The organism is Shewanella sp. JNE2, from assembly GCF_023159115.1.
Lineage (GTDB): Bacteria > Pseudomonadota > Gammaproteobacteria > Enterobacterales > Shewanellaceae > Shewanella > Shewanella putrefaciens.
Genome location: NZ_CP096169.1, coordinates 4,544,863 through 4,571,800, shown reverse-complemented (window position 1 = coordinate 4,571,800; position 26,938 = coordinate 4,544,863). Strand labels below are relative to the sequence as shown.

Genomic DNA, 26,938 nt, shown 5'->3' with positions numbered 1-26,938 from the left:
GTAGGCAATAAACCAGAATTTACATACAGGGTGATATTGTGGGTAAAGTAATTGCCGTGGCTAACCAGAAAGGTGGCGTAGGAAAAACAACTACTTGCGTTAACTTGGCTGCTTCATTAGCTGCAACAAAACGCAAAGTGCTACTGATAGATCTCGATCCACAAGGTAATGCCACAATGGGCAGTGGTGTCGATAAGTACGATGTCGAAAATACAGCTTATGAACTCTTGGTTGAAGATAAGCCATTTGATGAGATCGTAGTCAAAAATACCGCGGGTAAATATGATCTTATTGCCAGTAATGGCGATGTGACGGCTGCTGAAATTAAACTAATGGAGTTTTTTGCCCGTGAGATCCGTTTACGTAATGCTTTGGCACCGATAAAAGATCAATATGATTATATCTTCATCGATTGTCCCCCTTCATTGAATATGCTGACTGTTAATGCGATGTCTGCCGCAGATTCAGTGCTAGTACCAATGCAGTGTGAATATTTTGCGCTCGAAGGCTTAACTGCACTTATCGATACCATAACCAAATTAGCCGCTTTTGTTAATCCTGGTTTGGGTATAGAAGGGATTTTGCGCACTATGTACGATCCCCGTAATCGATTATCTAATGATGTGTCAGATCAGCTAAAACAACATTTTGGGGATAAAGTATATCGCACAGTGATCCCTCGTAATGTGAGGCTGGCAGAAGCACCAAGTTTTGGCGCGCCAGCGATGTATTACGATAAATCCAGCGCAGGTGCTAAGGCATATCTTGCACTCGCAGGTGAGATGATCCGCCGCTCAGAACAGAAAAATCAGGCTAAGCAAGCGTAAAGGATAACCATGACGTTAAAGAAAAGAGGGTTAGGTAAAGGGTTAGATGCCCTGCTGAGTAACAGTCATGCTGCCAGTAAAAAGCACACAGATGAAATGGCTGTTATTGATAAAAATGAAGAACTTATACATCTTGATCTCGACCTGTTGCAGCCTGGGAAGTATCAGCCGCGTAAGGATATGTCCCCTGAGGCATTAGAAGAGTTAGCTCATTCCATACGTAATCAAGGTATTATCCAGCCTATTGTTGTACGTCAAGTGAATGATACCCAATATGAGATCATTGCAGGTGAACGCCGCTGGCGCGCATCACAACTTGCTGGTATTGATAAAATTCCTTGTATTGTTAAGCAAGTGCCTGATGAAGCTGCAATTGCTATCGCTCTTATTGAAAATATTCAACGAGAAGATCTTAATGCCATGGAAGAAGCCATTGCATTACAACGTTTAATGCAAGAATTTGAACTGACTCACCAACAGGTTGCCGATGTTGTGGGAAAATCCAGAGCGAGTGTATCTAATTTGTTGCGTTTAAATGGCTTAAATGAGCCAGTAAAGCGTTTACTCGAGTATGGCGATATCGATATGGGTCATGCTCGCGCCTTGTTAGCAATTGAGGGCGAAGAACAAACAAATTTAGCAAGATTAGTTGCAGCTAAGGAATTAACCGTTCGCGAAACTGAACGATTGATTAACCAAACCTTAAATCCGCCTAAACAAGCCGAAACTACGACTAAAGATCAAGATGTTTGTCGTTTAGAGCAGCAGTTAATTGAAAGATTAGGTGCCAAAGTTTCTATTGCTCACAGCAGTAAGGGCAAAGGTAAAATTGTAATTAACTATCAGAATCTGGCTGAATTAGACGGAATTCTTAGCAAAATTCATTAAGGTCTGTAGATTAACAGTTTTTAATGTAAATTTGTGACAAATGTTAATTTTACATTTTGGCTGTTTAGACGCTATATCACGTTAAAAGTGTTGTTTTTCCTTATCTCAAAGTTGCAATGAAGGCGTGAAAAGGTATACTTTCGCAAGCTTTTTGTGCATCGACAAAAATACGGATATTTGTCATCCGGTCATCGAAACAAAAAGTATAAATGCGGAGAGGATGAATTGAGTAAGGTTTTAGCGCGTCGTGGCCAGTGGTCAGCCTATAAATTGGTGTTGATGCAGGCGGCGGTCGCTGGGGGTGCTTCAATTCTCTTTTTCGCTGTGTGGGGAGTTCAGTTTGGCTATTCTGCATTAGCAGGTGGTTCAATCGCTGTACTCCCTAATTTTGTATTCGCAACCTTTGCTTTCTCTCATATGGGGGCAAGTTCATCGGGAAAAGTTGTTAAATCATTTTTCCTGGGGGAAGCGGTAAAGTTGCTGTTAACTATAGTATTGTTTGGACTTGTATTCAGTACGTTAGATGTAGATTTTACATCTTTGTTTGTCTGTTATGCATTAAGCCTCATAGTACCTTTTACAGCCTCTTTATATTTCAAGCAAAATTAAGTGAGATTAATCATGGCGACAACTGGTGAAGCCTTAAATGCTTCTGAGTACATCCAGCATCACCTGACTAATGCGAAAATGTGCTCTACTGATGGTGGAGTTGCTTTTAATCATGCATGTCAAGATGCTGGATTTTGGACTTGGCACATTGACTCACTTTTATTTTCAGTAGGCCTTGGGGTTCTGTTTTTATGGTTGTTTTATAAAACAGGACAAAAAGCAACGGCTGGTGTTCCAGGTAAACTTCAATGTTTTGTTGAAATGTGCGTGGAAGGTGTTGATAAGATAGCAAAAGAATCATTTCATGGTAAAAATGTTGTCATCGCACCATTAGCTCTTACGATTTTCATTTGGGTTTTCCTGATGAATTTCATGGATCTAATACCTGTTGATTTTATTCCCGAAGCTGCAAACAGATTTTTAGGTGTTCCTTATCTAAAAGTTGTGCCAACAACTGACCTCAATGTCACTCTCGGTTTATCTTTGAGTGTATTTGTGTTGATTGTTTTCTACAGCATTAAAGCTAAGGGAATTGGTGGCTTCACTAAGGAGCTAACCTTGCAACCTTTCAATCATTGGTCATTGATTCCTGTAAACTTTATTTTGGAATCAGTAACCTTGATTGCGAAGCCTATTTCTTTAGCGCTTCGTCTGTTTGGTAACCTGTATGCGGGTGAGTTGATCTTTATTCTGATAGCACTAATGCCTTGGTGGGCTCAGTTCGCACTTTCTGTGCCTTGGGCAATTTTCCACATTTTGATCATTGTGTTACAGGCCTTTATTTTCATGATGCTTACGATTGTTTACCTAAGCATGGCGCATGAAGAACATTAATTTTATTAAAAAATTTGATATAAATTGGAGATAACATGGAAACGGTAATTAGTTTTACGGCAATCGCTGTTGCTATCATGATTGGTTTAGCTGCACTAGGTACTGCTATTGGTTTTGCTATCTTAGGTGGTAAATTCTTAGAAGCTTCAGCTCGTCAACCTGAATTGGCTCCAGCTTTACAAATTAAAATGTTTATCGTTGCTGGTCTGCTCGATGCGATTTCTATGATCGCAGTGGGTGTTGCACTATTCTTCGTATTTGCTAACCCATTCTTAGCTCAACTTGGCTAATTTTGCACCCTGTAAGGAGTTGTCGTTATGAGTATTAACGCTACCCTGCTAGGCCAGGCAATTTCTTTTGCGCTGTTCGTGTGGTTCTGCATTAAATTTGTGTGGCCACCGTTGATGAATGCAATCGAAGAGCGCCAGAAGAAAATTGCTGATGGTCTAGCTGATGCTGGTCGTGCAGCAAAAGATCTTGAATTGGCACAAGCGAAAGCAACCGAGCAACTAAAAGAAGCCAAGGTAACTGCTAACGAAATTATTGAGCAAGCGAATAAACGCAAAGCTCAAATAGTCGAAGAAGCAAAAGCTGAAGCCGATGCTGAGCGTGCAAAAATTATCGCTCAGGGTAAAGCTGAAATTGAGAATGAACGTAGTCGCGTAAAAGATGACTTGCGTAAGCAAGTAGCTGCTCTGGCTGTTTTAGGTGCAGAAAGAATTCTTGAGCGTTCGATTGATCAAGCCGCCCACAGTGACATAGTTGATAAACTAGTCGCTGAAATTTGATAAGGGAGTAGAGTCATGGCTGAATTAACTACCATCGCTCGCCCTTACGCAAAAGCAGCTTTTGACTTTGCTATTGAACACAATGCAGTGGATAACTGGGCTGAAATGCTCACGTTTGCCGCGCTGGTAAGTGAAAACGAAACCATGCAGCCCCTGCTTAATGGCGCTTTAGCCAATACAAAACTTGCTGCACTTTTTATTAATGTGTGTGGTGAGCAAATCAATAAGCAAGGTCAAAACTTGATAAAGGTAATGGCTGAAAACGGTCGCTTGAGTGTTCTACCTACGGTATCGAAATTATTTTCAGATTTCCGTAATGAGTGGGCAAAAGAAGTTGAAGCTAATGTGGTTTCGGCAACTGAGCTTAGCTTAGAACAACAGCAGCATATTAGTGTTTCTCTAGAGAAACGTCTCGCACGCAAAGTTAAGCTGAATTGCAGCACGGACACCGCGCTTATCGCCGGTGCAATTATTCAGGTGGGTGATCTGGTCATTGATGGCTCGGTCCGCGGTAAATTATCGCGCCTGTCTGATACGCTGCAGTCGTAATTGGGAGTTTGAGCATGCAACTGAATTCCACTGAAATCAGCGATCTGATTAAGCAGCGGATCGAGCAGTTCGAAGTCGTTAGCGAATCTCGTAACGAAGGTACTATCGTTGCGGTAAGTGACGGCATCATCCGCATCCACGGCCTAGCCGATGTGATGCAAGGTGAAATGATCGAACTGCCTGGTAACCGTTTTGCAATCGCGTTGAACCTTGAACGTGATTCTGTCGGTGCCGTAGTAATGGGTCCTTATGCTGATTTAGCAGAAGGCGTAAAAGTTAAAACGACTGGCCGTATTCTGGAAGTTCCAGTAGGCCGTGGTTTGCTAGGCCGTGTCGTTAACACTCTGGGTGAGCCAATTGACGGTAAAGGACCTATCGATAACGATGGTTTCTCTCCTGTTGAAGTGATTGCACCTGGTGTTATTGAGCGCCAATCAGTATCACAACCTGTTCAAACGGGTTATAAAGCCGTTGACGCTATGATCCCTATCGGTCGTGGTCAACGTGAATTGATCATCGGTGACCGTCAAACTGGTAAAACAGCGATGGCGATCGATGCAATTATCAACCAAAAAGATTCTGGCATTAAGTGTGTGTACGTTGCGATTGGCCAAAAAGCCTCTACTATCGCCAACGTAGTGCGCAAGCTAGAAGAACATGGTGCGTTAGCTAATACTATTGTTGTGGTTGCAACGGCTTCTGAAGCTGCAGCGCTGCAATTCTTAGCACCATATTCTGGTTGTTCTATGGGTGAATACTTCCGTGATCGCGGTGAAGATGCTTTGATCGTATACGATGACCTGTCTAAGCAAGCTGTTGCTTACCGTCAGATCTCGTTACTACTGAAGCGCCCACCTGGTCGTGAAGCTTACCCTGGTGACGTATTCTATCTACACTCTCGTTTACTTGAACGTGCTTCACGTGTAAACGAAATCTATGTAGAAAAGTTCACTAAAGGTGCAATAACGGGCAAAACCGGTTCTTTAACCGCGTTGCCAATTATTGAAACTCAAGCGGGTGACGTATCTGCATTCGTACCGACCAACGTAATTTCTATTACAGACGGTCAGATCTTCCTTGAGACTGATCTGTTTAACTCAGGCCTACGTCCTGCAGTTAACCCAGGTATTTCTGTTTCTCGTGTTGGTGGTGCGGCTCAGACTAAGATCATCAAGAAACTGTCTGGTGGTATTCGTACCGCACTAGCACAGTATCGTGAACTTGCTGCGTTCTCACAGTTTGCATCTGATCTTGACGATGCAACTCGTGCTCAGCTAGAGCATGGTGTGCGTGTTACCGAACTGATGAAGCAAAAGCAATATGCTCCGATGAGCGTAGCCGCTCAGTCTGTGTCTATTTTCGCAGCTGAAAAAGGTTATCTGAAGAGTGTTGAGCTGAAGAAGGTCGGTGATTTCGAAGCCGCTCTGCTCTCGTTCATGAACAGCGAGCATGCTGCTTTAATGAAGCTTATTAACGAAACTGGCGATTATAACGCTGAGATCGAAGCTGAATTAAAAGCTGGCCTCGACAAGTTCGTAGCAACCCAAACCTGGTAACAATGATAGAGGTGTCTTAAGACACCTCAGGTCCAGATTGGAGAGTAGAGATGGCCGGCGCTAAAGAGATTAAAACCAAGATCGCGAGTGTTAAAAACACTCAAAAGATCACGTCCGCCATGGAAATGGTGGCAGCCAGCAAAATGCGCAGAGCGCAGGAACGTATGGCTGCGAGCCGTCCATATGCGGAAAGCATGCGTAAGGTGATCGGTCACGTTGCGCAAGGTTCTCTCGAATACAAACACCCCTATTTAGAGGTGCGAGAGGCTAAGCGGGTTGGTTACATTGTTGTCGCAACCGACCGTGGCCTTTGTGGTGGTCTAAACGTTAACCTATTTAAAAAGGTTCTTTTAGATCTGAAAAACTGGAAAGAGCAAGGTGCAGAAGTTGAATTTTGCCCAATTGGCGCTCGTAGTGTGCAGTTTTTCAAAAGCTTCGGTGGCACTATGCCTGCTCATGCATCAGGTTTAGGTGATGCTCCTAGCATCGCTGATCTGATCGGAACAGTGCGTGTGATGCTTAAAGCTTACAACGAAGGCAAACTGGATCGTCTGTTTATTGTGTTTAATAAATTTGTTAACACTATGACTCAGGCTCCTGTGATCGAGCAGCTGCTACCTTTGCCTAAATCAGAAGAAGTGGCTAATAAACATCCTTGGGATTACATCTACGAACCTGATCCAAAAGTACTTTTGGATACGCTGTTGGTTCGCTATATAGAATCACAAGTATATCAAGGTGTTGTTGAAAACATTGCCTCTGAACAAGCTGCCCGTATGGTGGCGATGAAAGCGGCAACGGACAACGCTGGTGAGCTGATCAACGACTTGCAATTGGTATATAACAAGGCTCGTCAGGCTGCTATTACGCAGGAACTGTCGGAAATTGTTTCAGGTGCCTCTGCGGTTTAGGTTAGGTAACGAATACAAGTTTTAGAGGATTTATCATGAGCACAGGTACTGTTGTCCAAGTAATTGGCGCGGTTGTGGACGTAGAGTTTCCGCAAGATGCCGTACCTCAGGTATATGACGCTCTGAAGATCACAGGTGAAGGCGCCTGTAATGGTTTGGTGCTGGAAGTTCAGCAACAGCTAGGCGGTGGTGTAGTTCGTACTATCGCTATGGGTTCTTCTGATGGTCTGCGTCGTGGTCTTGAGGTTGTTAACTCAGGTTCACCTATTTCTGTTCCTGTTGGTACCGCCACGCTTGGCCGTATCATGAACGTATTAGGTGAGCCTATTGATGAAGCGGGTCCAATCGGTGAAGAAGAGCGTTATGTTATTCACCGTGCAGCACCTTCATATGAAGATCAATCGAACACTACTGAACTGTTAGAGACAGGTATCAAGGTTATTGACCTTGTTTGTCCATTCGCTAAGGGTGGTAAAGTAGGTCTGTTCGGTGGTGCGGGTGTTGGTAAAACAGTTAACATGATGGAACTGATTAACAACATCGCTAAAGCTCACTCGGGTCTTTCGGTGTTCGCCGGTGTGGGTGAACGTACTCGTGAAGGTAACGACTTCTACTACGAGATGAAAGATTCTGGCGTTCTCGACAAAGTGGCCATGGTTTATGGTCAGATGAACGAGCCACCAGGAAACCGTTTACGCGTAGCACTGTCAGGTCTGACAATGGCTGAGAAGTTCCGTGACGAAGGTCGTGACGTATTGTTGTTCGTTGACAACATCTACCGTTATACCTTAGCCGGTACTGAAGTATCTGCACTGTTAGGCCGTATGCCTTCTGCGGTAGGTTATCAACCAACATTGGCTGAAGAAATGGGCGTTCTGCAAGAGCGTATTACTTCAACTAAGACGGGTTCTATTACCTCTGTACAAGCGGTATACGTACCAGCGGATGACTTGACTGACCCATCACCAGCAACAACCTTCGCTCACTTAGATGCGACTGTTGTACTGTCTCGTCAAATTGCTTCTCTGGGTATTTACCCAGCGGTTGACCCATTGGATTCGACTTCACGTCAATTAGATCCATTGGTTGTTGGCCAAGAGCATTATGATGTTGCTAACGGTGTACAAACGGTATTGCAACGTTACAAAGAGCTGAAAGACATTATTGCGATTTTGGGTATGGATGAATTGTCAGATGATGACAAGACCACTGTATTCCGTGCTCGTAAGATTGAGCGTTTCTTGTCTCAGCCTTTCTTCGTAGCAGAAGTCTTTACAGGTTCTCCTGGTAAGTACGTTTCTCTTAAAGACACTATCCGTGGCTTTAAGGGTATTCTGAATGGTGAGTTTGATCATCTGCCAGAACAAGCGTTCTATATGGTTGGTTCTATCGATGAAGTCATCGAAAAAGCCAACAAAAAGAAATAACTAAGTTTTTACTTAGTTTTTTAAGGAGAACCGGATGGCAGCCATGACAGTACATCTTGATATTGTAAGTGCAGAAAACAGCATTTTTAAAGGTCGAGTAGCATGTCTACAAGTGACTGGTGTTGAAGGGGAATTAGGTATTTTACCTGGTCACGCCCCTCTGCTGACCACTATCAAACCTGGCATGGCGCGCATCATCAAGCAAGATGGCAGTGAAGAGGTTATTTATCTTTCAGGCGGTTTTCTGGAAGTGCAACCCAATTCTATTGCCGTTCTCGCGGATGTCGTAATGCGTGCCGATGAAATTGATGAGCAGGCAGCATTAGAAGCAAAACGCCGTGCAGAAGCCCATATGGCCGATGCAGGTGCTGATTTTGATTATGATGCAGCTATGGTTGAGTTAGCGAAAGCAATGGCTCAATTACGTGTTGTTGAAACCATCAAGAAAAACATTGCCAGATAAGGTTATTGTTTATGAAAAAAGGCGACCATAGGGTCGCCTTTTTGTTTCTAAAATCGGGATAGATTGGCATTTTTGTATGTCTTTGATTGATTAGCATCGCTATCCGCTTCGCTTTTCGATGGGCTTTCCGCTAAAATTGCGCCACAAAATCGACGGTAATTTTTTCACCCTCTTGGAATTTGTTCAAGGATATGGCAATGGCATTAAATGTAGTGATCTTAGCGGCAGGTAAAGGAACTCGGATGCGCTCAGATCTTCCTAAAGTATTACATCCTATCGCCCATAAAAGCATGGTACAGCATGTGATTGATACAGCACATAGCATTGGCAGTGATGCGATTCAATTGGTGTACGGCTACGGTGCCGACAAACTACAAGCCAGCTTAGGTGAACAACAACTTAATTGGGTATTACAAGCTGAGCAATTGGGTACAGGTCATGCGGTTGCACAGGCTAGTCCATATATCGCCGACAACGATACTGTACTGATTCTTTACGGTGATGTGCCGTTGATCCAAGCATCGACTCTTGAAGCATTACTCGCCGCTCGTCCTGAAAATGGTGTTGCTATTTTGACAGTTAACCTTGCTAATCCAACAGGTTATGGTCGTATTGTTCGTGAGCAAGGAAAAGTAGTAGGTATTATTGAGCAAAAAGATGCTAACCCAGAGCAGTTGCTGATCAACGAAATAAATACTGGCATCATGGCAGTTCCAGGTAAACAACTTAAAACTTGGTTGAGCCGTTTATCGAACAATAATGCTCAAGGTGAATACTATCTAACGGATATTATTGCTATGGCGCACGCAGATGGCGTTGCTATTGATACTGCTCAGCCACAATCGGCCATTGAAGTGGAAGGCGCCAATAATCGCGTGCAATTAGCGCAACTTGAACGTGCTTACCAAGCTCGTGAAGCCGAAAAACTGATGTTGGCGGGGGCGAACCTTCGCGATCCACATCGCATTGATATCCGCGGTGAAGTCACCGTCGGTATGGATGTGATGATCGATATTAACGTGATATTCGAAGGCAAAGTTATTCTTGGTAATAACGTCACTATTGGCGCTGGTGCAATATTGATTGATTGTGAGATTGCCGATGGCGCCGAGATTAAGCCTTACTCTATTATCGAAGGGGCTAAACTGGGTGTTGCTGCCAGCGCTGGCCCATTTGCCCGTTTACGCCCGGGAGCAGAACTTAAGCAAGATGCCCATATCGGCAACTTTGTTGAAGTCAAAAAAGCGATTATTGGTGTAGGTTCTAAAGCTGGGCACTTAGCCTATTTAGGTGATGCTATTATTGGTGATGGCGTTAATATTGGCGCTGGTACTATTACCTGTAACTATGATGGCGTTAATAAGCATTTAACCGTTATCGAAGATAATGTCTTTGTTGGCAGTGATACTCAGTTGGTGGCACCTGTGACTATCGGTAAAGGTGCTACTTTAGGGGCCGGTTCAACGATTACCCGTGATGTGGGTGAGAATGAGTTAGTGATCACTCGTGTAAAACAAAAGCATCTCTTGGATTGGAAGCGCCCCGTTAAAATAAAAAAGTGAATCTAACTTCGTAACATTAAAAACTAAAAGCGGCTCTGTGCCGCTTTTGTCTTTACATATATTCAAGATTAAGCATTAAAAACCTTTTTATTAAGAAACGCTTAATAATTAAGGTTTAATTAACATTTATATGCTATGTGCAAATTGTTGGTTTTTAAGCTAATTTGATCGGTATCACACTCAATTGTAAATTCACGTAAAGAAGATAAAATAAAAACACTTCTCATTTATATTGCCAGCAATTCTAAGACTAAAGGTTTATTCGAGGTGTTGGCAATGGTATTTAAATATTCAATCGTAGGTCTTGCTGTTGGCGCAGCATTAATGGCTATGCCTGTTTTAGCTGATGATGCAACAGATGCCAATATTGAACGTATTAAAGTCACTGGCCGTACTTTTAACGACTATAAAGTGGGTTCTGCATCGGGTGCTATGCGTGGTGATATCAACTTAATGGATACTCCACAGTCCGTTAATGTTATCCCCGATTTTGTTACAGATGAACAGTTAGCCACTAACCTCGCTGAAGTCTTAGTCAACGACTCAAGCGTAACTGCGGGTACAACGCGTTGGAACCGCCAAGTCTTTAGTATCCGTGGTTTCGAGATTGATTCCGGTAATGGTTATCTTATCAATGGCCATCAGCAGTGGTCTCACTATGTACAACCTATTGAAACCCTACAGCAAGTTGAGGTGTTAAAAGGCCCTTCTAGCATGCTTTATGGTCAGTCTGGTCCTGGTGGTTTAGTGAATATGGTCACTAAAAAGCCTACCTATGACTCCATGTTGGATCTTGGTTTTGATACCGATGGCTACGGCTCAACCCGCGCACAATTAGACGCTGGTGGCAGCTTAAATGATGCTCAAAGTATTCGTTACCGTGGTGTGTTAGTGAAACAAGACACTAAATACTGGCGTGAGTATTCGACCACTGAAGAAAACCAAGAGCGTGACCGTTGGTTAGGTTACCTAAACCTAGAGTTTGATGTCAGCGACGATGTTACTCTGTCGGTTAAATACGATCATACCCAAGATAAAGCGGGTATTGATGCTGGTGGTTGGCTAGATGCTCAAGGTAATGTGATAGGTGGACGTAAAACCGTTTGGGATGCGCCATGGGCCTTTACTGATAATACGATTTCAAATTTAGGTGCCGATATTACTTGGCAAATGACTGACGATTGGAAAGTTAAAGTAGGTTATAACGATCAACAATTTGACCGTCAACGTTTCGATTCTGCGCCTGTTTATACGGCGGATCCTTTCACAAATGGTTATCGGATCAGCCCATTTGATCGTTACGATGATTGGCAACATAAAACGGCTTTTGTGGACTTTACAGGTGAGTTTTCTTTAGCAGGTATGGAGCATCAATTCCTTATTGGTGCTAACTACTTAGACTATTTCTACCAACAGCAAATTAAGCGTGGTACAGCACAAACCGTTATTCCTGGGCAAGTGGTGATTAAGCCAGAGCTTGATTACCATCAAGGAAACTTGAGTATTCCAAGTGAATACAAATATTACGGTTTCTATCTGCAGGATTTAATGACCTTAAATGAACAATGGAAATTGCTTGCTGGTGTGCGTTATGACGAGCAGAAGAAAGATGGTGTAGGCGGCAACAGTTATGCCGTATCGCCTAAGTTTGGGGTGATTTACTCACCAATGAGCAATGGTAGTATTTACGTTAACTATTCAAAAAGCTTCGCACCAAAAGGTTCTGTCACCAGTTCTGAAGATGTTAATGAAGGCGATAACCTTAAGCCTGAGTATGGAACTCAATATGAATTAGGGACTAAGTGGGAGTTATTTAATGATAGCTTACTATTAACTGCTGCTGTGTTTGATATTACGGTTTCAAACGTTGTCATTGAACTTGACAGCCCTATACCGAGTAAAAAAACAATGACAACCCAAGGTGGTGAGCAACATCACCGTGGCTTTGAAATTGGTGCCCAAGGTCAGTTAGGTGATAGCTGGTTTGTGACTTCATCTATGATGTATTTAGATGCGGAATATAATACTGGTGCAGGCAAAATCGGTGGCAAGAGCTTAGATGGTAAAACCCCTATTGATGCTCCTGAGTGGTCAGCCAATATTTGGACTCGCTATGAAGTGACAGACAACTTTGCGATGAACTTTGGTGCTATCTATGTCGGAGAGCGTTTTGCTGATGATGTAAATACTATCACCAAAGATGGCTATGTACGTTTTGATATCGGTGCGGCCTACACTATGGATATCATGGGTAAAGATGTGAGCCTTCGCGCCAACGTCAGAAACCTCTTTGATACTGAGTACCTAGACGGTGGCAGTGATAGAATGGTCACTATCGGCCAAGACCGTAACTTCAGTGTTGCTGTTGAAGCTAAGTTCTAATACTTATTAGGATTTTTAATCTATTTAAAGCAGTTTATCCCTAAAGGATAAACTGCTTTTTTATTGGTTGGTTTTTAAGTTCACAATTTTAAATTAATTAAAATGACTCGTGATCATGCGAAAGAGTGCTTCGTATGACTAGCAAAAAAGTTTCGTTTCACTATAATGCACCTTTCGAATCGAAACTTAACTGAAAGGTTTTATGAATAAACGAAACACACAGCAGCGTCGCCACAGCATAATCACCATATTGAACGAACAGGGTGAAGTGAGCGTTGATGAACTGTCGTTACGTTTTGAAACCTCAGAAGTGACGATTCGTAAGGATCTCGCCGCGCTTGAGAAAACGGGTTTATTATTGCGCCGTTACGGTGGCGCCGTGGCGATTCCAGACGAAGTCACTCAACAGTTCTCTGCCAAGATCGCGCCTAATAAACTTTCTATTGCGAAAACTGCCGCGCAGCTGATTAAAGATCACAATCGCATCATTATCGATAGTGGCACTACGACGTCAGGTTTGATTGAACAGCTGAACGATAAGCGTGGGCTGGTGGTGATGACGAATGCGCTGCACCTTGCCAATGCCATCCATGAACTCGAAAACGAGCCAACTTTATTGATGACCGGTGGGACTTGGGACCCGCATTCTGAATCCTTTCAAGGCCAAGTCGCCGAGCAAGTGCTGCGCTCATATAACTTCGACCAACTGTTTATCGGTGCCGATGGTATCGATCTTGAACGCGGGACCACCACCTTTAACGAGTTAACAGGCCTAAGTAAAGTGATGGCCGAAGTTTCCCGCGAAGTGATCGTTATGGTCGATTCTGACAAAATCGGCAAGCGGATCCCTAACTTAGAGTTACCGTGGGCCAAGGTCAGTGTGTTGGTCACCGACTCACGTATCGACGAGAGTGCGTTAAAACAAATTTCAGATCAGGGCGTGCGAGTTATGTTAGCGCCCTACGCTCAATAGACAAAATAGCTTAACAACTTCATTTTAATTTATAGGTAAAGACTATGTGTGGAATCGTAGGCGCCGTGGCGCAAAGGGATGTGGCTGAAATTCTGGTAGAAGGCTTACGCCGTTTAGAATATCGCGGATATGACTCTGCAGGCGTTGCCGTTATTCACAATGGTGAGCTCAATAGCACCCGTCGTGTTGGCAAAGTACAAGAGCTATCGACTGCGCTTGAAACTAACCCATTAGCGGGCGGAACCGGTATTGCGCACACACGCTGGGCGACCCACGGTGAGCCGAGTGAGCGTAATGCTCATCCGCATTTATCGGAAGGTGATATTGCCGTGGTGCACAACGGCATTATTGAAAACCACAATAAACTGCGCGAAATGCTTAAAGGTTTAGGTTACAGCTTTAGTTCAGATACCGATACCGAAGTGATTTGTCACTTAGTGCACCATGAGCTGAAAACCCATAACACTCTGCTTGGTGCTGTACAAGCCACAGTTAAACAACTCGAAGGCGCCTATGGCACAGTCGTTATTGACCGTCGTGATAGTGAACGTATGGTTGTTGCTCGCTCTGGTAGTCCATTGGTGATTGGTTTTGGTCTAGGTGAAAACTTTGTCGCTTCAGATCAACTCGCCTTATTACCCGTGACTCGCTCATTTGCTTTCCTAGAAGAAGGTGATGTGGCCGAAGTGACCCGTCGCAGCGTGAGTATTTTCGACTTAAACGGTAATGCCGTTGAGCGTGAAGTCAAAGAATCTGAAATTACCCACGATGCTGGTGACAAAGGCGAATATCGCCACTACATGCTTAAAGAAATTTACGAGCAGCCATTGGCACTGACGCGCACAATTGAAGGTCGTATTGCTAATAAGCAAGTGCTAGACACGGCTTTTGGTGACAACGCTGCTGAGTTTTTAAAAGATATCAAACATGTGCAAATCATCGCCTGTGGTACTAGTTACCATGCGGGCATGGCGGCACGTTACTGGTTAGAAGATTGGGCTGGCGTGTCTTGTAACGTCGAAATTGCCTCTGAATTCCGTTATCGCAAGTCGCACTTATTCCCAAATAGCCTGTTGGTGACGATTTCACAATCGGGTGAAACTGCCGATACTTTAGCGGCCATGCGTTTAGCGAAAGAAATGGGTTACAAAGCCACGTTGACGATTTGTAATGCGCCAGGTTCATCACTGGTTCGCGAATCTGACATGGCTTACATGATGAAAGCAGGCGCAGAGATTGGCGTGGCATCGACTAAAGCTTTCACAGTACAGCTTGCTGGCTTGTTAATGTTGACTGCGGTGATCGGTCGTCACAATGGCATGTCTGATCAAATGCAGGCCCAAATTACTCAAAGCCTACAATCTATGCCAGCAAAAGTGGAACAAGCTTTAGGTTTAGATGCTGCGATTGCTGAACTGGCTGAAGATTTTGCCGATAAACACCATGCATTATTCCTTGGCCGTGGCGATCAATATCCGATTGCGATGGAAGGCGCGTTAAAGCTGAAAGAGATTTCTTATATTCATGCTGAAGCTTATGCCTCTGGCGAATTAAAACACGGCCCACTAGCGCTTATCGATGCCGATATGCCAGTGATTGTCGTTGCGCCAAACAATGAATTGCTCGAAAAACTGAAATCGAATGTTGAAGAAGTGCGTGCCCGTGGCGGCTTAATGTATGTGTTTGCCGATGTAGATGCCGAGTTCGAGTCGGATGACACGATGAAAGTGATCCCTGTACCACACTGTGACATCTTTATGGCGCCACTGATCTACACTATTCCTTTACAGCTATTGTCGTACCATGTTGCATTAATCAAAGGTACCGACGTGGATCAACCACGTAACTTGGCAAAATCTGTAACAGTAGAATAAATAGAGATATTTAAATGAAAACCGCTGTGAGAGAGTAATAAAGTCTCATACCAAGTAATAAAGATTCATACTAAGTATTAAAGTATCATACTAAAATGGCAGCGATCGCAATCGATACGCTGCCATTCCTAAATCGAAAATGCCCCATTGTGAGTTTCGAACCTAGCTTAGCATCAGCAGACATTTGTCCATTTGACCAAATTTTAGTAATCCTAAAAACGACTAATCTAAATATGGCGATTCAGACCTCAAGTATTTTAAATTGTGTTAAATCACTCAATTAGAATCTGATAAATATCACAACATAGTAACAGTGAATATTTTATTATATTGTTTTTTGTATATTTTTTTAATTAAGATAGGGATTTTAAATGTCAAAATTTAAATCTATGGGTGTGTTGTCTGTGGGTTTACTTGTGTCCTTTGTGTCAGGATGTGCATCTGTTCCAAAACAAGATAGTGCTATTAAAAATGGAGTTTTTTATGGGAACGCAAAGCTAAGCTTTGGGGGGAATTTAGAATTACTGGCAGGTAATTCAGAAGTAGAGAGTAAAAATGTTGATACACAGATCACTAAGGCTGATGTCCATTTTATCGAATTAGGAGGGGATACAGTTTCTACCCAAATAGGGCAAAATTTAGGCATAAGCAAGGCGTTAGATTTTCTTGCAACATCAAAGCTGTCCTCCTCTGGATTTGCAATAGCAAATGTTCTTAGTAATCCAGCAGACTACCCTGATATTGGCCACATCGTTATTCTTAAGCTTGAAAAAGGTCAAGACCCCTCTTCACAGCAAATGCTTCGCAGAGCATTTAAAGAATTAACAAATTCTGATTCATCACTTGTTAAAGATGCAAAATGTGAAATGAAGGAGAAGGCGTTACATTGCATCAATGCACCTAACGATAGTGATATTGGAGTTATGAGATTCTCAACATTAGTCGATTACAGCTACGTAAAGAAACTAATGCCACACGCCGATTCTGGCGATTATGCTGCTTATGGCTTTGATGACGCTGTGTGGACAACATCACAATTGAGGGCTAAAGACTTTCATCTAGGAAGTCCAAATGTCATACATTTCTTTGCTGGTAAATATTGGTATACCTTAGGGGTCGACGGAACGTTGAAAAATCAATACACCTATCGTGTGACACAGATTGAATCACCAAATTTGATGAGTGTCATCTATATTTATGATGCTGATTATAAAGAGAAAAAAATAGCAACTCTCAGATGATACATGGATAATCCGCGAATAAACATCCTTTGGATGTGATGAATAATTGGTAAGCCGTTCAAAATGTTTATTCGCGCGTACCGTTGTAATTCATGTGCCCCATTGTGAATTGGCATCATAACTTTAGAATTAGTGTGACGCCCACCGATTGACCAACTTTTAATAATGCTACAAAGTTAATACGCAACAACGTAATTAGCGCTGACTAATAATGTCGTTTTCAGTCACTCTTGAAGCATCGGTAGTGTAGGTTGGGCGAGCTTGAACACCCCGCTTCAAGTGAGGAACAAAACGTCCGAATATCGGCTGAATACGGAGAGTTCAGATACAAGGAAGTCAAATAGCCCATCATCATGTGCACTTCTTATGTAATCGATTACTCACAAAACAAGCCACATTAACGGACACCGAAAACCTCGCCGTTACGTTATGAACATCATGCCTAAAAAAAACCACACCAAAGGAGCGTATTGCGATGAGCCGATATCAGGAAATCCAGAACGAGTTAAATGCGGTAAGTCCCACGCCTCTTGACCTGCCTAAGTTGTATTTTCTTGGTGATACTGGAGCTGGGAAGACCACAATAATTAGAAAGCTTCTTGGCACAGAAGAAGACAAATTCCCAACAACTCGTCAAAAACGTACGACGGTTGCACCAACAGAATATGTTATACGCAATGGGGGCATATTAGATATTACAGTTGTACTGAAACCCCTTTCTGAGATTGAAGGTTATATAGATGAAATTCTCAAAGATGCGATTGGCAAGTTTTACAAAGATCGAGATAAAGAAAAAATCGTAAAGAATATCCGGCAAACCAGCGATCAAAGATTTCGTCTCTACTACATTCTCTCATCTGAATTTTCTACAGCAATAGCTTCACGAATAGAGAATTTGCTTCCGGGGTTGGAAGATGGTGTTCGGGCCTATCAACAAGATTTCCCCGAAGACATAAACGAGACCGGAATTTTCGTTGAGTTTGTAATTTCTGAGCTTGGTACTTCTTATTCTGATATTCGCGACGCTGTAGTTTGCGAAATTCAGCGGCTTATTGCCGAATCATGCGATGGGGTAACTTTGGAAAAAGAATGGCGGCTCTATAAATTCGAAACCGAATCGAGGGGGCTTTTTATAAAAAAATGCAAGGATCTACTATCAAGCGAGATCGGCTCTATATCACCTGTTATTGAATACGCTCGGATTCGTGGGAACCTTAAGGCTACTTGGCTACGAGAAAATGTGGAGGCGGTCGTTATTGATGGCGAGGGGATCGGTCATGATACCAAGGAAGCAGGGCAATTAGATTCTAGGCACTACGACTATTTCTATGATTCTGATGCAATTCTATTGATTGAAGAAAGCAAGAAGCCTTTTGTCGCCGGGGGAAAGAGTGCCCTCAAAAGCATTTTTCAGCGTGGCTATGGGGATAAACTGTTTTTGCTTTTTAGCAAGTTAGATGAAGTGGAACCATACGACTCAGAAGATCCCACTGATAAGGATCGTATTGAGGATGTTAGAGATGGTTTATCAAACGTGCTGGCTTCGCTGCGGGATGATGGCCTCGATATTGAACCAGACGAAAATAAAACTTTGTTTCTTGGAAGTCTTCAAAATGAAGGAATGGATGAAGCAGGAGCGCGGCAGATAAATTTTGTCTTCGAGCAAGCGCACAATATGTCGCACTTCCAGCAATCCTTTGTGGCCCCAGTCTACGACTTTGAAATGCTTTCTGCTTTCCTCATAGAGTCAACACGAAAATTCAATGACTTGTATAGCGATATGCTATCTGACCAGCACTGGAAAACGGTTGAAGCTTTCAATCGACGCATGGACATGGGAATTGATGGCTTTAGAATGTTTACCCCGATAACAGATTTTGAAGAGAAATTGAATGAGGAGATGGACAGCTTCATATCAAAGCCAATCAACTGGAAACGAGAGGTCAGTGATACTCTGAAGAAAGAAAGTTTAAATAGTATTCGCAGACAGTTTAATAAGTTGATGATTGATTTCGCTCGTCAAGAAATAATTAAGGTTCCTCACGAAAGTTGGAATACAGCGTATTGCTACAGTGGACCGGGATCGACATCTTTACGACGTGCGGATATTGAGGCAATTTTAAAACGCTCGGTACCTCCGTTTTCAGCATCCGAACGGGTCAAGGATTTCAAGGATAATGTGAAGAGGCTACTTGAGACTGCTATTTCAAACTGTGAGAGGGCATAACAATGCTATTAACTCAGCCCCAAAAAGCTGCGGTGGTTGTACTTCGCCGCAGCTTTTGGATATCAGTTATAGCTGGTGTTACCCCATAGAAATTTTTATCCGAAATTCACCTGATAAAGTCGACGTACTAACACGCTTTTGTCCAAAAGTGCTTGCAATAAGCAACTATATTAATGTCTTGAACTCCAAGCTATTAGTGTCAAAATAAGTAATAAAGTTGCATACTACTGCTGTTGCAATTATGCTTTTGTGACCGTCAGTTTTGAAATCTGATTATGGCAAAAAGCAAATATGCACCCTCTGAAGCCAAGTATAGTCGTTGGATTAAAGAGGGCCGAGGTCAAGGTGAAGGAGCCAATTACCTGCCTTGGCTTACCGTTAGAGATGTGCCTTCTGATGGCCGTTCTCATCGAGTCTTTGGCCATAAATGCCAACGTACTCATCAGTTACTTTCTGATGTTGAGTTAGCTGTTTTCTTGTCTCTTGAGTGGAAGGCGGATGTTGTCGATATTCGGGAGCAGTTTCCGCTTGAACGAGAGGATACACTGATAATTGCCTCTGAGAATGGTATTCGTCATCCATCAGATAGCGGCGTACAGCTATATATGTCGTCAGATTTTTTGGTTGATTCTCTTGACCCTCAATGTCCTAGATATGTCATTCAAGCTAAGCGCTCGGAAGCTTTAAAAGATCCTCGTATTTTCGAAAAGTTAGAAATTGAACGGCGATTCTGGAAAATGAAACAAATACCTTGGTTTCTGGTGACTGAGCATGATGTTTCTCCTACCCTTGTGCAGAATATTAGCTGGATCTATCCCTTAGAACAAGATGACATAGAAGATGAGTTTTTAGTCGATAAAACCGCGTATTACAGTGAAGTGTTTTATCGTAATGAGAGGAAATTCGTAACCGATATTTGTAAGGATATTGACCGTACATATAACCTGCCAGATGGTACTTCTATCTATGAAATTAGGCAGTTACTCGCAAATCGTTGCTTTTATTTTGATATGTCTCAGCCGTTTCACCAACTCAGAGGTAAAGATCTGGTGGCCGAAAATATGGGGAACTTAATCGGAGCTCGTCATGTTTCGAATCAATGATGTACTGGAGCTTGATCAGGAACGTTTTCGAATTTTACGTCGATTGGGTGATGTGTTTGTTTGGATATCAATAGATAGTCCTAGTCATTTTCCTGCGCTAATTGATTTAGATACGTTAACTGAAGCAATTCATAATGGGGCTTTGCGCAGGGTTGATGATCCATATACGGATTTAATACTGTCATCGCCACTTGACGGCAGCGTAGCCCAAGTGAAAAGGGATCAAAATTACGAGCTGATTGGCCCAATCATAGAGAGCGATGATTTTTTCCTTCCTAAGGTCAGAGCCAAAGCCATCGAAGATGTGATGTCTAACAATAAGACAACTAAGCAAACGTTGTATCGGCTTATTCGACAGTATTGGAAAAGAGGCCAGATCCCTAACGCATTACTCCCCGACTATAAAAACTCTGGCGCGAAGGGCAAAAAGAGAATTCCAGGAGAGAAAAAGCTCGGTCGTCCTCGGAAGTATGGACCAGGGGCAGGCGTCAATATTGATGAACTCATCGAGAAGTTGTTCAGGATAGCCATTCAAAAATATCTTCTGACCGATAAGGGATACTCATTTCCTTATGCCCATAGGCGCTTTAAGGATATGTATGAGGCTTACTTTCCTGATATTCCAGAAGAGGAAATTCCGACGAACTGGCAGATGAAGCATTTCTATCAGCGTGAATATTCTCAAGTTGAAAAAATTAAAAGTCGGGTCAATCGAAACAAGTACAACAAAGACATTCGTCCGTTAACAGGCACTGCAAATTTGCATGCTTTAGGTCCCGGCTCTCGTTTTGAAATTGATGCGACCATTGCTGATATTTATGTGGTCTCTGATGCAAACCGAAGCTGGATTGTTGGACGACCAGTTGTATACGTTGTCGTTGATGTTTTCAGCCGACTTATCGTAGGGTTCTACATCGGCTTTGAAAACCCATCTTACGTAGCTGCAATCCAGGCCCTAAAGTCGGCTATGACGGATAAAGTGGAGCTATGTCATCAGTTTGGATTGGACATTGAAGCAGAAGATTGGCCAGCAAGAGGTTTACCGGATTGTATTCTGGCTGATCGGGGAGAACTGCTCGGGTACCAGATAGAAAATCTTGAAAAAAGCTTCTCTATTCGAATTGAAAATACGCCGCCATTTCGTGGTGATGCTAAAGGCATTGTTGAGCAGAACTTTAAAGTCTTACAAGCTGACTTTACCCCCTTTGCCCCAGGCGTTGTGACAGGAAACACCGTAAGAAAACATGGGGGTAAGGACTATCGTCTTGATGCCAAGCTGTCTATATCTGATTTTAAAGAAATCATAATTTCTTCAATTGTTTATCATAATAAATATCATGTGTTGAAAAAATATGATCGGTCTGCTGATATGCCAGTGGATCTTCCCAATGTTCCATTAGAATTATGGAACTGGGGAGTGAAAAATCGTACTGGTCGTTTGCGTTCTGCTTCAGAAGCGTCAATCAGGTTGAGTTTACTCCCGAGAGAAAACGCTACTGTCTCAACCTTAGGAATTTGTGTTTTCGGTGTTTATTACACTTGTCAGGAGATGATTGCAGAAGGTTGGATGCACAGAGCAAAGGAAGTTACTCGACCTGAAAAAGTGGTTGTTGCCTATGATCCTGATTCTGCGTATGAAATTTATTTATTTCCTTATGCCAATAGTGCTGAGTACTGGGTTTGTAAACTTTCAGAGCGTTCTAGAGAGTTTGTAAATTGTTCCTTTTGGGAAGTGTGGCAGCGTCAAGAGCAGTTGAAGGTTACTGCGGCTAACAGTCGCGTTAGAGCTAGCAAGCATAAAAGAGAGCATGAACGTCGAGTCATAGACAAAATTCAACAGGCAGAAAAATTGAGTCCTGATGTATCGGCTCAGACCAAGGCTGAACGAATAGCTGCAATCAGGCCCAATCGCAAAGCAGCACTTCAAGATGAGCGGGAAGCGCGAAAACCTCGTGTTCCTGATAACCCTGAAGAAACGGCAGAGGTCATCCATTTGCCTAATGTTGTTCAGGAAAACTATGATTACCCTAGCTATGTTGATGAGTTATTTGATGACGCGGATGGTAACGAATGAGCCTGCCAAGTGAGTACGTTACTGCAGTCTATCAGGGTACTGGCAACGGCTCCTATAAAGGCAACCCGTTTATCGAGGCTCTTCCTCCAATAATGGAGATCAAACAGCTAAAAGATGGCTTGGAAGGCAAAGTCGATTTTTCATTGGAGTATTTACGGGAAAAACCACGCCAGCGTGCGCATATGGTTGCTTCGTTGCTGGATGATTTTTTTCAGCCACTATCCCAGCACGTTCTATTGGAAGAGCGCATATCCATCATGATCCGCCGAGGATATGTGAGCAGAAATCTTCAGGATGGTTCTCTCAACCAACATCTTCAAAATGGCTATGAGCGTGTGATGTCTGGCTCATTACAGAGCTATAAATTCAGAAATGTGCTAACGACTGCAACCTGCTTATCACTGATTGGTTGTTCGGGGAGTGGCAAAAGCTCTACTCTCGATCGTATTTTGGCCACTTACCCCCAAGTTATTTATCACGAGAAACACAACTTTTTCCAACTGAGTTATCTGAAAATTGAGTGCCCGAATAACGGATCTCAGCAAAGTGAATCGAACCGGTAAATTCGGAGGCGGATTTGTTTGAGTCATGCTGCCGTATCTTGCCTTAATTGTCGATAATAGTTTTCCTCATATTCAGCTGGCGGGATATCGCCAATCGAGCCCAGTAATCTTCTGTTGTTAAACCAGTCAACCCAATCCAGCGTTGCAAGCTCGACCTGCTCCAACCCTCGCCAAGGGCCGTCTTTATAAATGACCTCGGCTTTGTACAGGCCATTTATCGTCTCGGCTAATGCATTGTCATACGAGTCACCAACGCTGCCGACAGACGCGGTAAAGCCTGCTTCTGATAATCGTTCTGAGTATCGTATCGAGACATACTGGCTTCCTCTGTCGCTGTGATGAATAACGCCTTTAGGCTTGCCCCTGGCCCATAAAGCCTGTTCCAGTGCATCCAGAATTAACTGCGTCTGCATCGACTTCATTACCCTCCAGCCCACAACTTTACGGGAGAACACGTCGGTGACGAAGGCGACGTAAACGAAGCCTGACCAAGTGGCCACATAGGTAATATCTGCCACCCAAAGCTGGTTTGGCCGACTTGCCGTAAACTCCCGGTTAACCAGATCCAGCGGCTTAGCAGCACTCTCATCAGGGATCGTTGTGACACAACGACGTCCTCGTCGCACGCCCTGGATCCCAAGAGTGCTCATCAGTCTGGCAACAGTACAGCGGGCTACTGTAAAGTCTTCTCGCTTCAGTTGCTTCCAGACCTTCCTGATGCCATAGCATTGCCGATTGTCCTGCCATACGCGCAGAATCTCTGGCTTTAACGCCTCATCCTGATGATAACGCTGACAGCGCAGCTGTGGCTGGGCTGCAAGTGACTTGCACCGGAAATACGTTGATGGCGCGATTTGCAGCACACGACAAATCGGCTCGACACCATGCAACGCTCGGTGCGAATCAATGAACTGGACTATTTCTTCGGTTTGCGGTCGAGCTCCGCTTGGGCAAAAAACGCAGCAGCTTTTTTCAGGATCTCGTTGGCCTGCTTAAGCTCTTTGTTCTCTCGCTCAAGTTGTTTGATCTTGGCTGCGGCATCGGTGGTAACTCCAGGCCTTTTGCCTGAATCCACCTCAATTCGATTAACCCAAGCCCTTAATGTCTCAGGTGTACAGCCAATTTTTGATGAAATAGACACCAGCGCTGCCCACCTGGAAGGGTGATCATGCTCTGAGGTTAAAACCATACGAACTGCGCGTTCGCGGACTTCTGCGGAATAAGTTGTTCTCTTGTTCATAGACTAATTCTCTCAAGAAAATTAGCCTCCGACAAACCCGGTATGATTCAGGTGGTTTGGACTACTGAAAGAGTTAGGTACTAAACAAGCAAGATTGCATGGTTCTCAGGACTTATATATGTGGTTATATCGGCATGACTATGAATGGTTGATGAAGATCAATAAACGCTATCAAAGAGCAATCACTTATGAAGACAAACGTGTAAATTGGCAGAAAAGGGATCGGACCCTCGTCAGAGAATTATTTCGGCTGCTCCACGGGTTCGATGAGGTGCTTGATGCTCCTCGGCTATCGAGTACCTATCTACTATCCCAATTAGGGCTTGGGACTTTGTCAACGAAGCAATACAGAAAATTGCCTTTAACGGCGGCGTTTTTATCAAAGTACTCAGAATCGATTTATCAGTATCAGATTCGCAGATTGACCCGCCAGTACATAGATTTGTTTCAGCGGCATATCAAAATTGAAAGATGGAAATTACTTCGATGTGCTGGACTTAGTGAAGAGCGTTTACAGCCTTTAACCCAGAGTTTTTTGTCAGGAATATTGGAAGGTAAATGGACGAATACAGATTTAAGCACATCCCCCAAGATGCCTTAGTCTTGGGCATCGGCTCACTTTTTAAGAAGAATAGTAACCAATATTGGGGGGTTAACCTCAGCTTATCAAAGAAGGTCGACCGTCCATCAATCCCATTGTCCGGAGCACCACTAATTAGGCGATTTAAAACCTTAAGCTCTAACCAATCCAACTCTACAAAGGGAAAATTACTTACTTTTGTCGTCGACAACGCACAACTATGGAACAAAAAGCGGTTAAAGGAGTATCCCGCGATCAGCTCAATCGGTCGAGTTCAAAACACAGAACAGTGGTGCTTTGAAATCACAAATTCAGACGGAAAAGTCATCTACTTGCCACAGTTTGAGTTGGCTCGCGTTTTATTCCTTCATGACAACTACATGTCTCGTATCTGTTTAGAACACGATAAATTATCGAGTGATTTTAATATCAGTTATATGGACGATAGCGGTTGGCTCATTGAGGCAATGCCTTCCTCCAGCTACCCGTTAGAGTCGTACAATGACGAGAAATGCAGACGATTTTTGAGTTGGATCTTAATGGACCCTCAGGCTCGTGCTTCTTTTGAAAGCATGCATCAAGTGATGATGAAAGAACACCAAAGTCGTGGGCAATATCGGATGTGGGATTTTTCTTTTTTACCGCCGAGTTTGGAAGGCGTTAAGCTGGAAGTTGCAGGATGGCATGATTGGAATTCTGATAGTTTTTTTGTCTGGGAAATCCGTCGTATTGAAGATTTGCCAGCGGACATGCCCGACGACATTGATTTTTTCCATCCAGATTTCGAGCATTCGATTACCGGAAAAGGCGGTGGATCTTACGCAGTTAAACCTGAACGGTTGGAAGCTCATGAAATTGATCCTGATGAAGATGCTGATCCAAATAAAAAAAGGATTGTGCTAGATACTGACTCGGTAAGCCTGACATTCAAAAAACCTTTCAAAACCAATAGGAAGACTAGTAAGTCTAGAAGGACGCCTCGTGGTGCTCCTGATGACAGTGAGCCTGGTGAATTATCTCCGCAAGTTTCGCCAAACGATGATGCTCCTACTGGATCAATTCCTGGGGCTGACTTCGATGTGTCTAATGATGAAAGTGATGATGCCCATCTATACGCAAACAAGTTTAGTTGTTTCTTTAAGATGATTGAGTGCCTAGAAAAAAATCATGGCTGTCAGGTTCATCGATACCCATTAAGAAAGCTTCCTAAGATTGCAGGTTGTAAGAAGCACATGTTAGCTGACAATGCCAATCCAAGGTGTTTAGCACTGATTGAACTTACTTATCAGGAAAAGCGGTGTTATATCGTAGAGGTTGACACGTCCGACGCAAAAGCTGCTATTTCTACAATGATTTTAAAGTTTAAAAACAGTGGGCATTTGCTTGCTCATCTAGATGAACTGGAACAGCAGTTAGTCAAAAAGTCGATTACTTGGCCTCGAGACTACTTGCAACAAATTTGTGGAGAGGGAAACTTTACCGGAGTGTCGCATCCTTCTTGCAAACATAAGGGATTGATAGACCCTGCTGACATTGATAAGTGGGCTGAGAGATTGATTGTGTGGTTAGAAGAGTAATTGTAGGAAAGAGTGATGCTGCACTCATTGATGCTACAACTATGAGTTGATTGTTAGTATTTCATTATTCAGGATGATACTTTATTACTCCGTGTTTGGATTTTTTTAGCATGATAAAACTATTCAGTATGAAACTATATTTTTACAGTGCTAAATTTTACGACCAAGAAATGGGCTGTAGAGCGCTTCCTAGTATGAAACTTTATTCCTCTCCAACAACCGCCTTTATTGGCGGTTTTTTTATATAGAGTTCACGACAAAATGACGATAACTTACAGTAATAGCAAATGCTGGTGACTTAGCTTGCTATGCTGGAATGGTTTCTAGCTCGTGCTGCTTTTTTGCCTCAATGCGTTTCCACACTTTGTCATGGAAGTAAAATACAACAGTGTTAACCGCGGGTTCTACTAAGGCCACTGCGCCACCGACGAGCACACTGCCAGTTAATAAATAGGTTACGGTAAAAGCGACGCTAAAATGCAGTACGGCAAACGTGAGTGTCTTAGTCATGATCTTGTCCTCTAAATAGGCTCCCAGCGGGAATATTTAGATGATAACAATTCTCATTAAAAATAAAAGCTGTGTTTTCAGATTAGTTTAAACGGTTTTATCTATTTATCCGTTGTAAAAAACATAAAGCCCTCACGATGGAGGGCTTTGAGCATTTAAACGTAAATTAATACGATTCTA

At 43.1% G+C, this 26,938-nt stretch carries 24 protein-coding genes and 1 other annotated feature; of the genes, 22 read left to right on the top strand and 2 right to left on the bottom strand.

Going from position 1 to position 26,938, the window contains the following annotated elements; genetic code table 11:
* Positions 1 to 38: 38 nt before the first annotated feature.
* The 20 genes from MZ182_RS20275 (at position 39) to MZ182_RS20180 (ending at position 22,851) form a co-directional block, all read left to right on the top strand.
* Complete coding sequence (locus MZ182_RS20275; RefSeq protein ID WP_011791285.1) at positions 39 to 827, top strand: ParA family protein; 789 nt, start codon at positions 39 to 41, stop codon at positions 825 to 827.
* Positions 828 to 836: 9 nt separating this feature from the next.
* The gene (locus MZ182_RS20270; RefSeq protein ID WP_011791284.1) at positions 837 to 1,715 is read left to right on the top strand and encodes a ParB/RepB/Spo0J family partition protein; all 879 of its coding nucleotides are present in this window, start codon (positions 837 to 839) and stop codon (positions 1,713 to 1,715) included.
* Between the two features lie 225 nt (positions 1,716 to 1,940).
* The gene (locus MZ182_RS20265) at positions 1,941 to 2,324 is read left to right on the top strand and encodes an ATP synthase subunit I (protein ID WP_014611875.1); all 384 of its coding nucleotides are present in this window, start codon (positions 1,941 to 1,943) and stop codon (positions 2,322 to 2,324) included.
* Positions 2,325 to 2,336: 12 nt separating this feature from the next.
* The gene (atpB, locus tag MZ182_RS20260; protein WP_011791282.1) at positions 2,337 to 3,158 is read left to right on the top strand and encodes a F0F1 ATP synthase subunit A; all 822 of its coding nucleotides are present in this window, start codon (positions 2,337 to 2,339) and stop codon (positions 3,156 to 3,158) included.
* 35 nt (positions 3,159 to 3,193) lie between these two features.
* Positions 3,194 to 3,448 (top strand): F0F1 ATP synthase subunit C, encoded by a 255-nt coding sequence (atpE, locus tag MZ182_RS20255; RefSeq protein WP_011791281.1) that lies wholly within the window; start codon positions 3,194 to 3,196, stop codon positions 3,446 to 3,448.
* A gap of 27 nt (positions 3,449 to 3,475) precedes the next feature.
* Entirely contained in the window at positions 3,476 to 3,946 is a 471-nt protein-coding gene (gene atpF, locus MZ182_RS20250; RefSeq protein WP_011791280.1) for a F0F1 ATP synthase subunit B, read from the top strand.
* 15 nt (positions 3,947 to 3,961) lie between these two features.
* Positions 3,962 to 4,495 carry a F0F1 ATP synthase subunit delta gene (gene atpH / locus MZ182_RS20245; RefSeq protein ID WP_011791279.1) on the top strand — a complete coding sequence of 178 codons (534 nt, stop codon included), beginning with the start codon at positions 3,962 to 3,964 and terminating at the stop codon, positions 4,493 to 4,495.
* Between the two features lie 14 nt (positions 4,496 to 4,509).
* On the top strand, positions 4,510 to 6,051 hold the full coding sequence (gene atpA / locus MZ182_RS20240) for a F0F1 ATP synthase subunit alpha (RefSeq protein WP_248068346.1): 1,542 nt from the start codon (positions 4,510 to 4,512) through the stop codon (positions 6,049 to 6,051).
* Between the two features lie 50 nt (positions 6,052 to 6,101).
* Positions 6,102 to 6,962: a F0F1 ATP synthase subunit gamma gene (atpG, locus tag MZ182_RS20235; protein ID WP_011791277.1), complete on the top strand. Its 861-nt coding sequence runs from the start codon at positions 6,102 to 6,104 to the stop codon at positions 6,960 to 6,962.
* Positions 6,963 to 6,997: 35 nt separating this feature from the next.
* Positions 6,998 to 8,389 carry a F0F1 ATP synthase subunit beta gene (gene atpD, locus MZ182_RS20230; protein ID WP_011791276.1) on the top strand — a complete coding sequence of 464 codons (1,392 nt, stop codon included), beginning with the start codon at positions 6,998 to 7,000 and terminating at the stop codon, positions 8,387 to 8,389.
* Positions 8,390 to 8,423: 34 nt separating this feature from the next.
* Positions 8,424 to 8,852: a F0F1 ATP synthase subunit epsilon gene (locus MZ182_RS20225; RefSeq protein WP_011791275.1), complete on the top strand. Its 429-nt coding sequence runs from the start codon at positions 8,424 to 8,426 to the stop codon at positions 8,850 to 8,852.
* Positions 8,853 to 9,049: 197 nt separating this feature from the next.
* Positions 9,050 to 10,414: a bifunctional UDP-N-acetylglucosamine diphosphorylase/glucosamine-1-phosphate N-acetyltransferase GlmU gene (gene glmU / locus MZ182_RS20220; protein ID WP_248068343.1), complete on the top strand. Its 1,365-nt coding sequence runs from the start codon at positions 9,050 to 9,052 to the stop codon at positions 10,412 to 10,414.
* A gap of 276 nt (positions 10,415 to 10,690) precedes the next feature.
* The gene (locus tag MZ182_RS20215; RefSeq protein ID WP_011791273.1) at positions 10,691 to 12,796 is read left to right on the top strand and encodes a TonB-dependent receptor; all 2,106 of its coding nucleotides are present in this window, start codon (positions 10,691 to 10,693) and stop codon (positions 12,794 to 12,796) included.
* A gap of 202 nt (positions 12,797 to 12,998) precedes the next feature.
* Positions 12,999 to 13,769 (top strand): DeoR/GlpR family DNA-binding transcription regulator, encoded by a 771-nt coding sequence (locus tag MZ182_RS20210; protein WP_011791272.1) that lies wholly within the window; start codon positions 12,999 to 13,001, stop codon positions 13,767 to 13,769.
* A 44-nt stretch (positions 13,770 to 13,813) separates the two neighbouring features.
* The gene (glmS, locus tag MZ182_RS20205) at positions 13,814 to 15,643 is read left to right on the top strand and encodes a glutamine--fructose-6-phosphate transaminase (isomerizing) (RefSeq protein ID WP_248068340.1); all 1,830 of its coding nucleotides are present in this window, start codon (positions 13,814 to 13,816) and stop codon (positions 15,641 to 15,643) included.
* Between the two features lie 371 nt (positions 15,644 to 16,014).
* A complete protein-coding gene (locus MZ182_RS20200; protein ID WP_248068337.1) occupies positions 16,015 to 16,884 on the top strand; it encodes a hypothetical protein in 870 nt (289 codons plus the stop codon).
* A 475-nt stretch (positions 16,885 to 17,359) separates the two neighbouring features.
* Entirely contained in the window at positions 17,360 to 19,111 is a 1,752-nt protein-coding gene (locus MZ182_RS20195) for a hypothetical protein (RefSeq protein WP_248068334.1), read from the top strand.
* 275 nt (positions 19,112 to 19,386) lie between these two features.
* Entirely contained in the window at positions 19,387 to 20,214 is an 828-nt protein-coding gene (locus MZ182_RS20190; protein WP_248068331.1) for a TnsA endonuclease N-terminal domain-containing protein, read from the top strand.
* The gene (locus tag MZ182_RS20185) at positions 20,198 to 22,288 is read left to right on the top strand and encodes a Mu transposase C-terminal domain-containing protein (protein WP_248068329.1); all 2,091 of its coding nucleotides are present in this window, start codon (positions 20,198 to 20,200) and stop codon (positions 22,286 to 22,288) included. Before MZ182_RS20190 ends, MZ182_RS20185 begins: the two co-directional genes overlap by 17 nt.
* A complete protein-coding gene (locus MZ182_RS20180; RefSeq protein ID WP_248068326.1) occupies positions 22,285 to 22,851 on the top strand; it encodes an AAA family ATPase in 567 nt (188 codons plus the stop codon). The genes MZ182_RS20185 and MZ182_RS20180 overlap by 4 nt, the downstream gene beginning before the upstream one ends.
* Before the next feature lie 23 nt (positions 22,852 to 22,874).
* Here the strand turns inward: MZ182_RS20180 and MZ182_RS20175 are convergent.
* Positions 22,875 to 24,091, bottom strand: a protein-coding gene (locus tag MZ182_RS20175) for an IS3 family transposase (RefSeq protein WP_165564867.1) whose coding sequence is annotated in 2 segments (ribosomal slippage) — positions 22,875 to 23,809 and positions 23,809 to 24,091 — 1,218 coding nt in all. Because the reading frame shifts where the segments join, the coding sequence is not laid out codon by codon here.
* Positions 23,697 to 23,813: a sequence feature (AL1L pseudoknot), on the bottom strand. It overlaps the preceding gene by 117 nt.
* A gap of 64 nt (positions 24,092 to 24,155) precedes the next feature.
* Between MZ182_RS20175 and MZ182_RS20170 the strand changes: the two genes are divergently transcribed.
* Together MZ182_RS20170 and MZ182_RS20165 are read left to right on the top strand one after the other, a co-directional pair.
* On the top strand, positions 24,156 to 24,692 hold the full coding sequence (locus MZ182_RS20170) for a TnsD family Tn7-like transposition protein (protein WP_262917397.1): 537 nt from the start codon (positions 24,156 to 24,158) through the stop codon (positions 24,690 to 24,692).
* Complete coding sequence (locus MZ182_RS20165) at positions 24,650 to 26,248, top strand: Tn7-like element transposition protein TnsE (RefSeq protein WP_248069858.1); 1,599 nt, start codon at positions 24,650 to 24,652, stop codon at positions 26,246 to 26,248. Before MZ182_RS20170 ends, MZ182_RS20165 begins: the two co-directional genes overlap by 43 nt.
* A 306-nt stretch (positions 26,249 to 26,554) precedes the next feature.
* On the opposite strand, the gene MZ182_RS20160 is transcribed toward MZ182_RS20165, so the two are convergent.
* The gene (locus tag MZ182_RS20160) at positions 26,555 to 26,758 is read right to left on the bottom strand and encodes a DUF2061 domain-containing protein (protein WP_011791270.1); all 204 of its coding nucleotides are present in this window, start codon (positions 26,756 to 26,758) and stop codon (positions 26,555 to 26,557) included.
* Between the last annotated feature and the right edge of the window lie 180 nt (positions 26,759 to 26,938).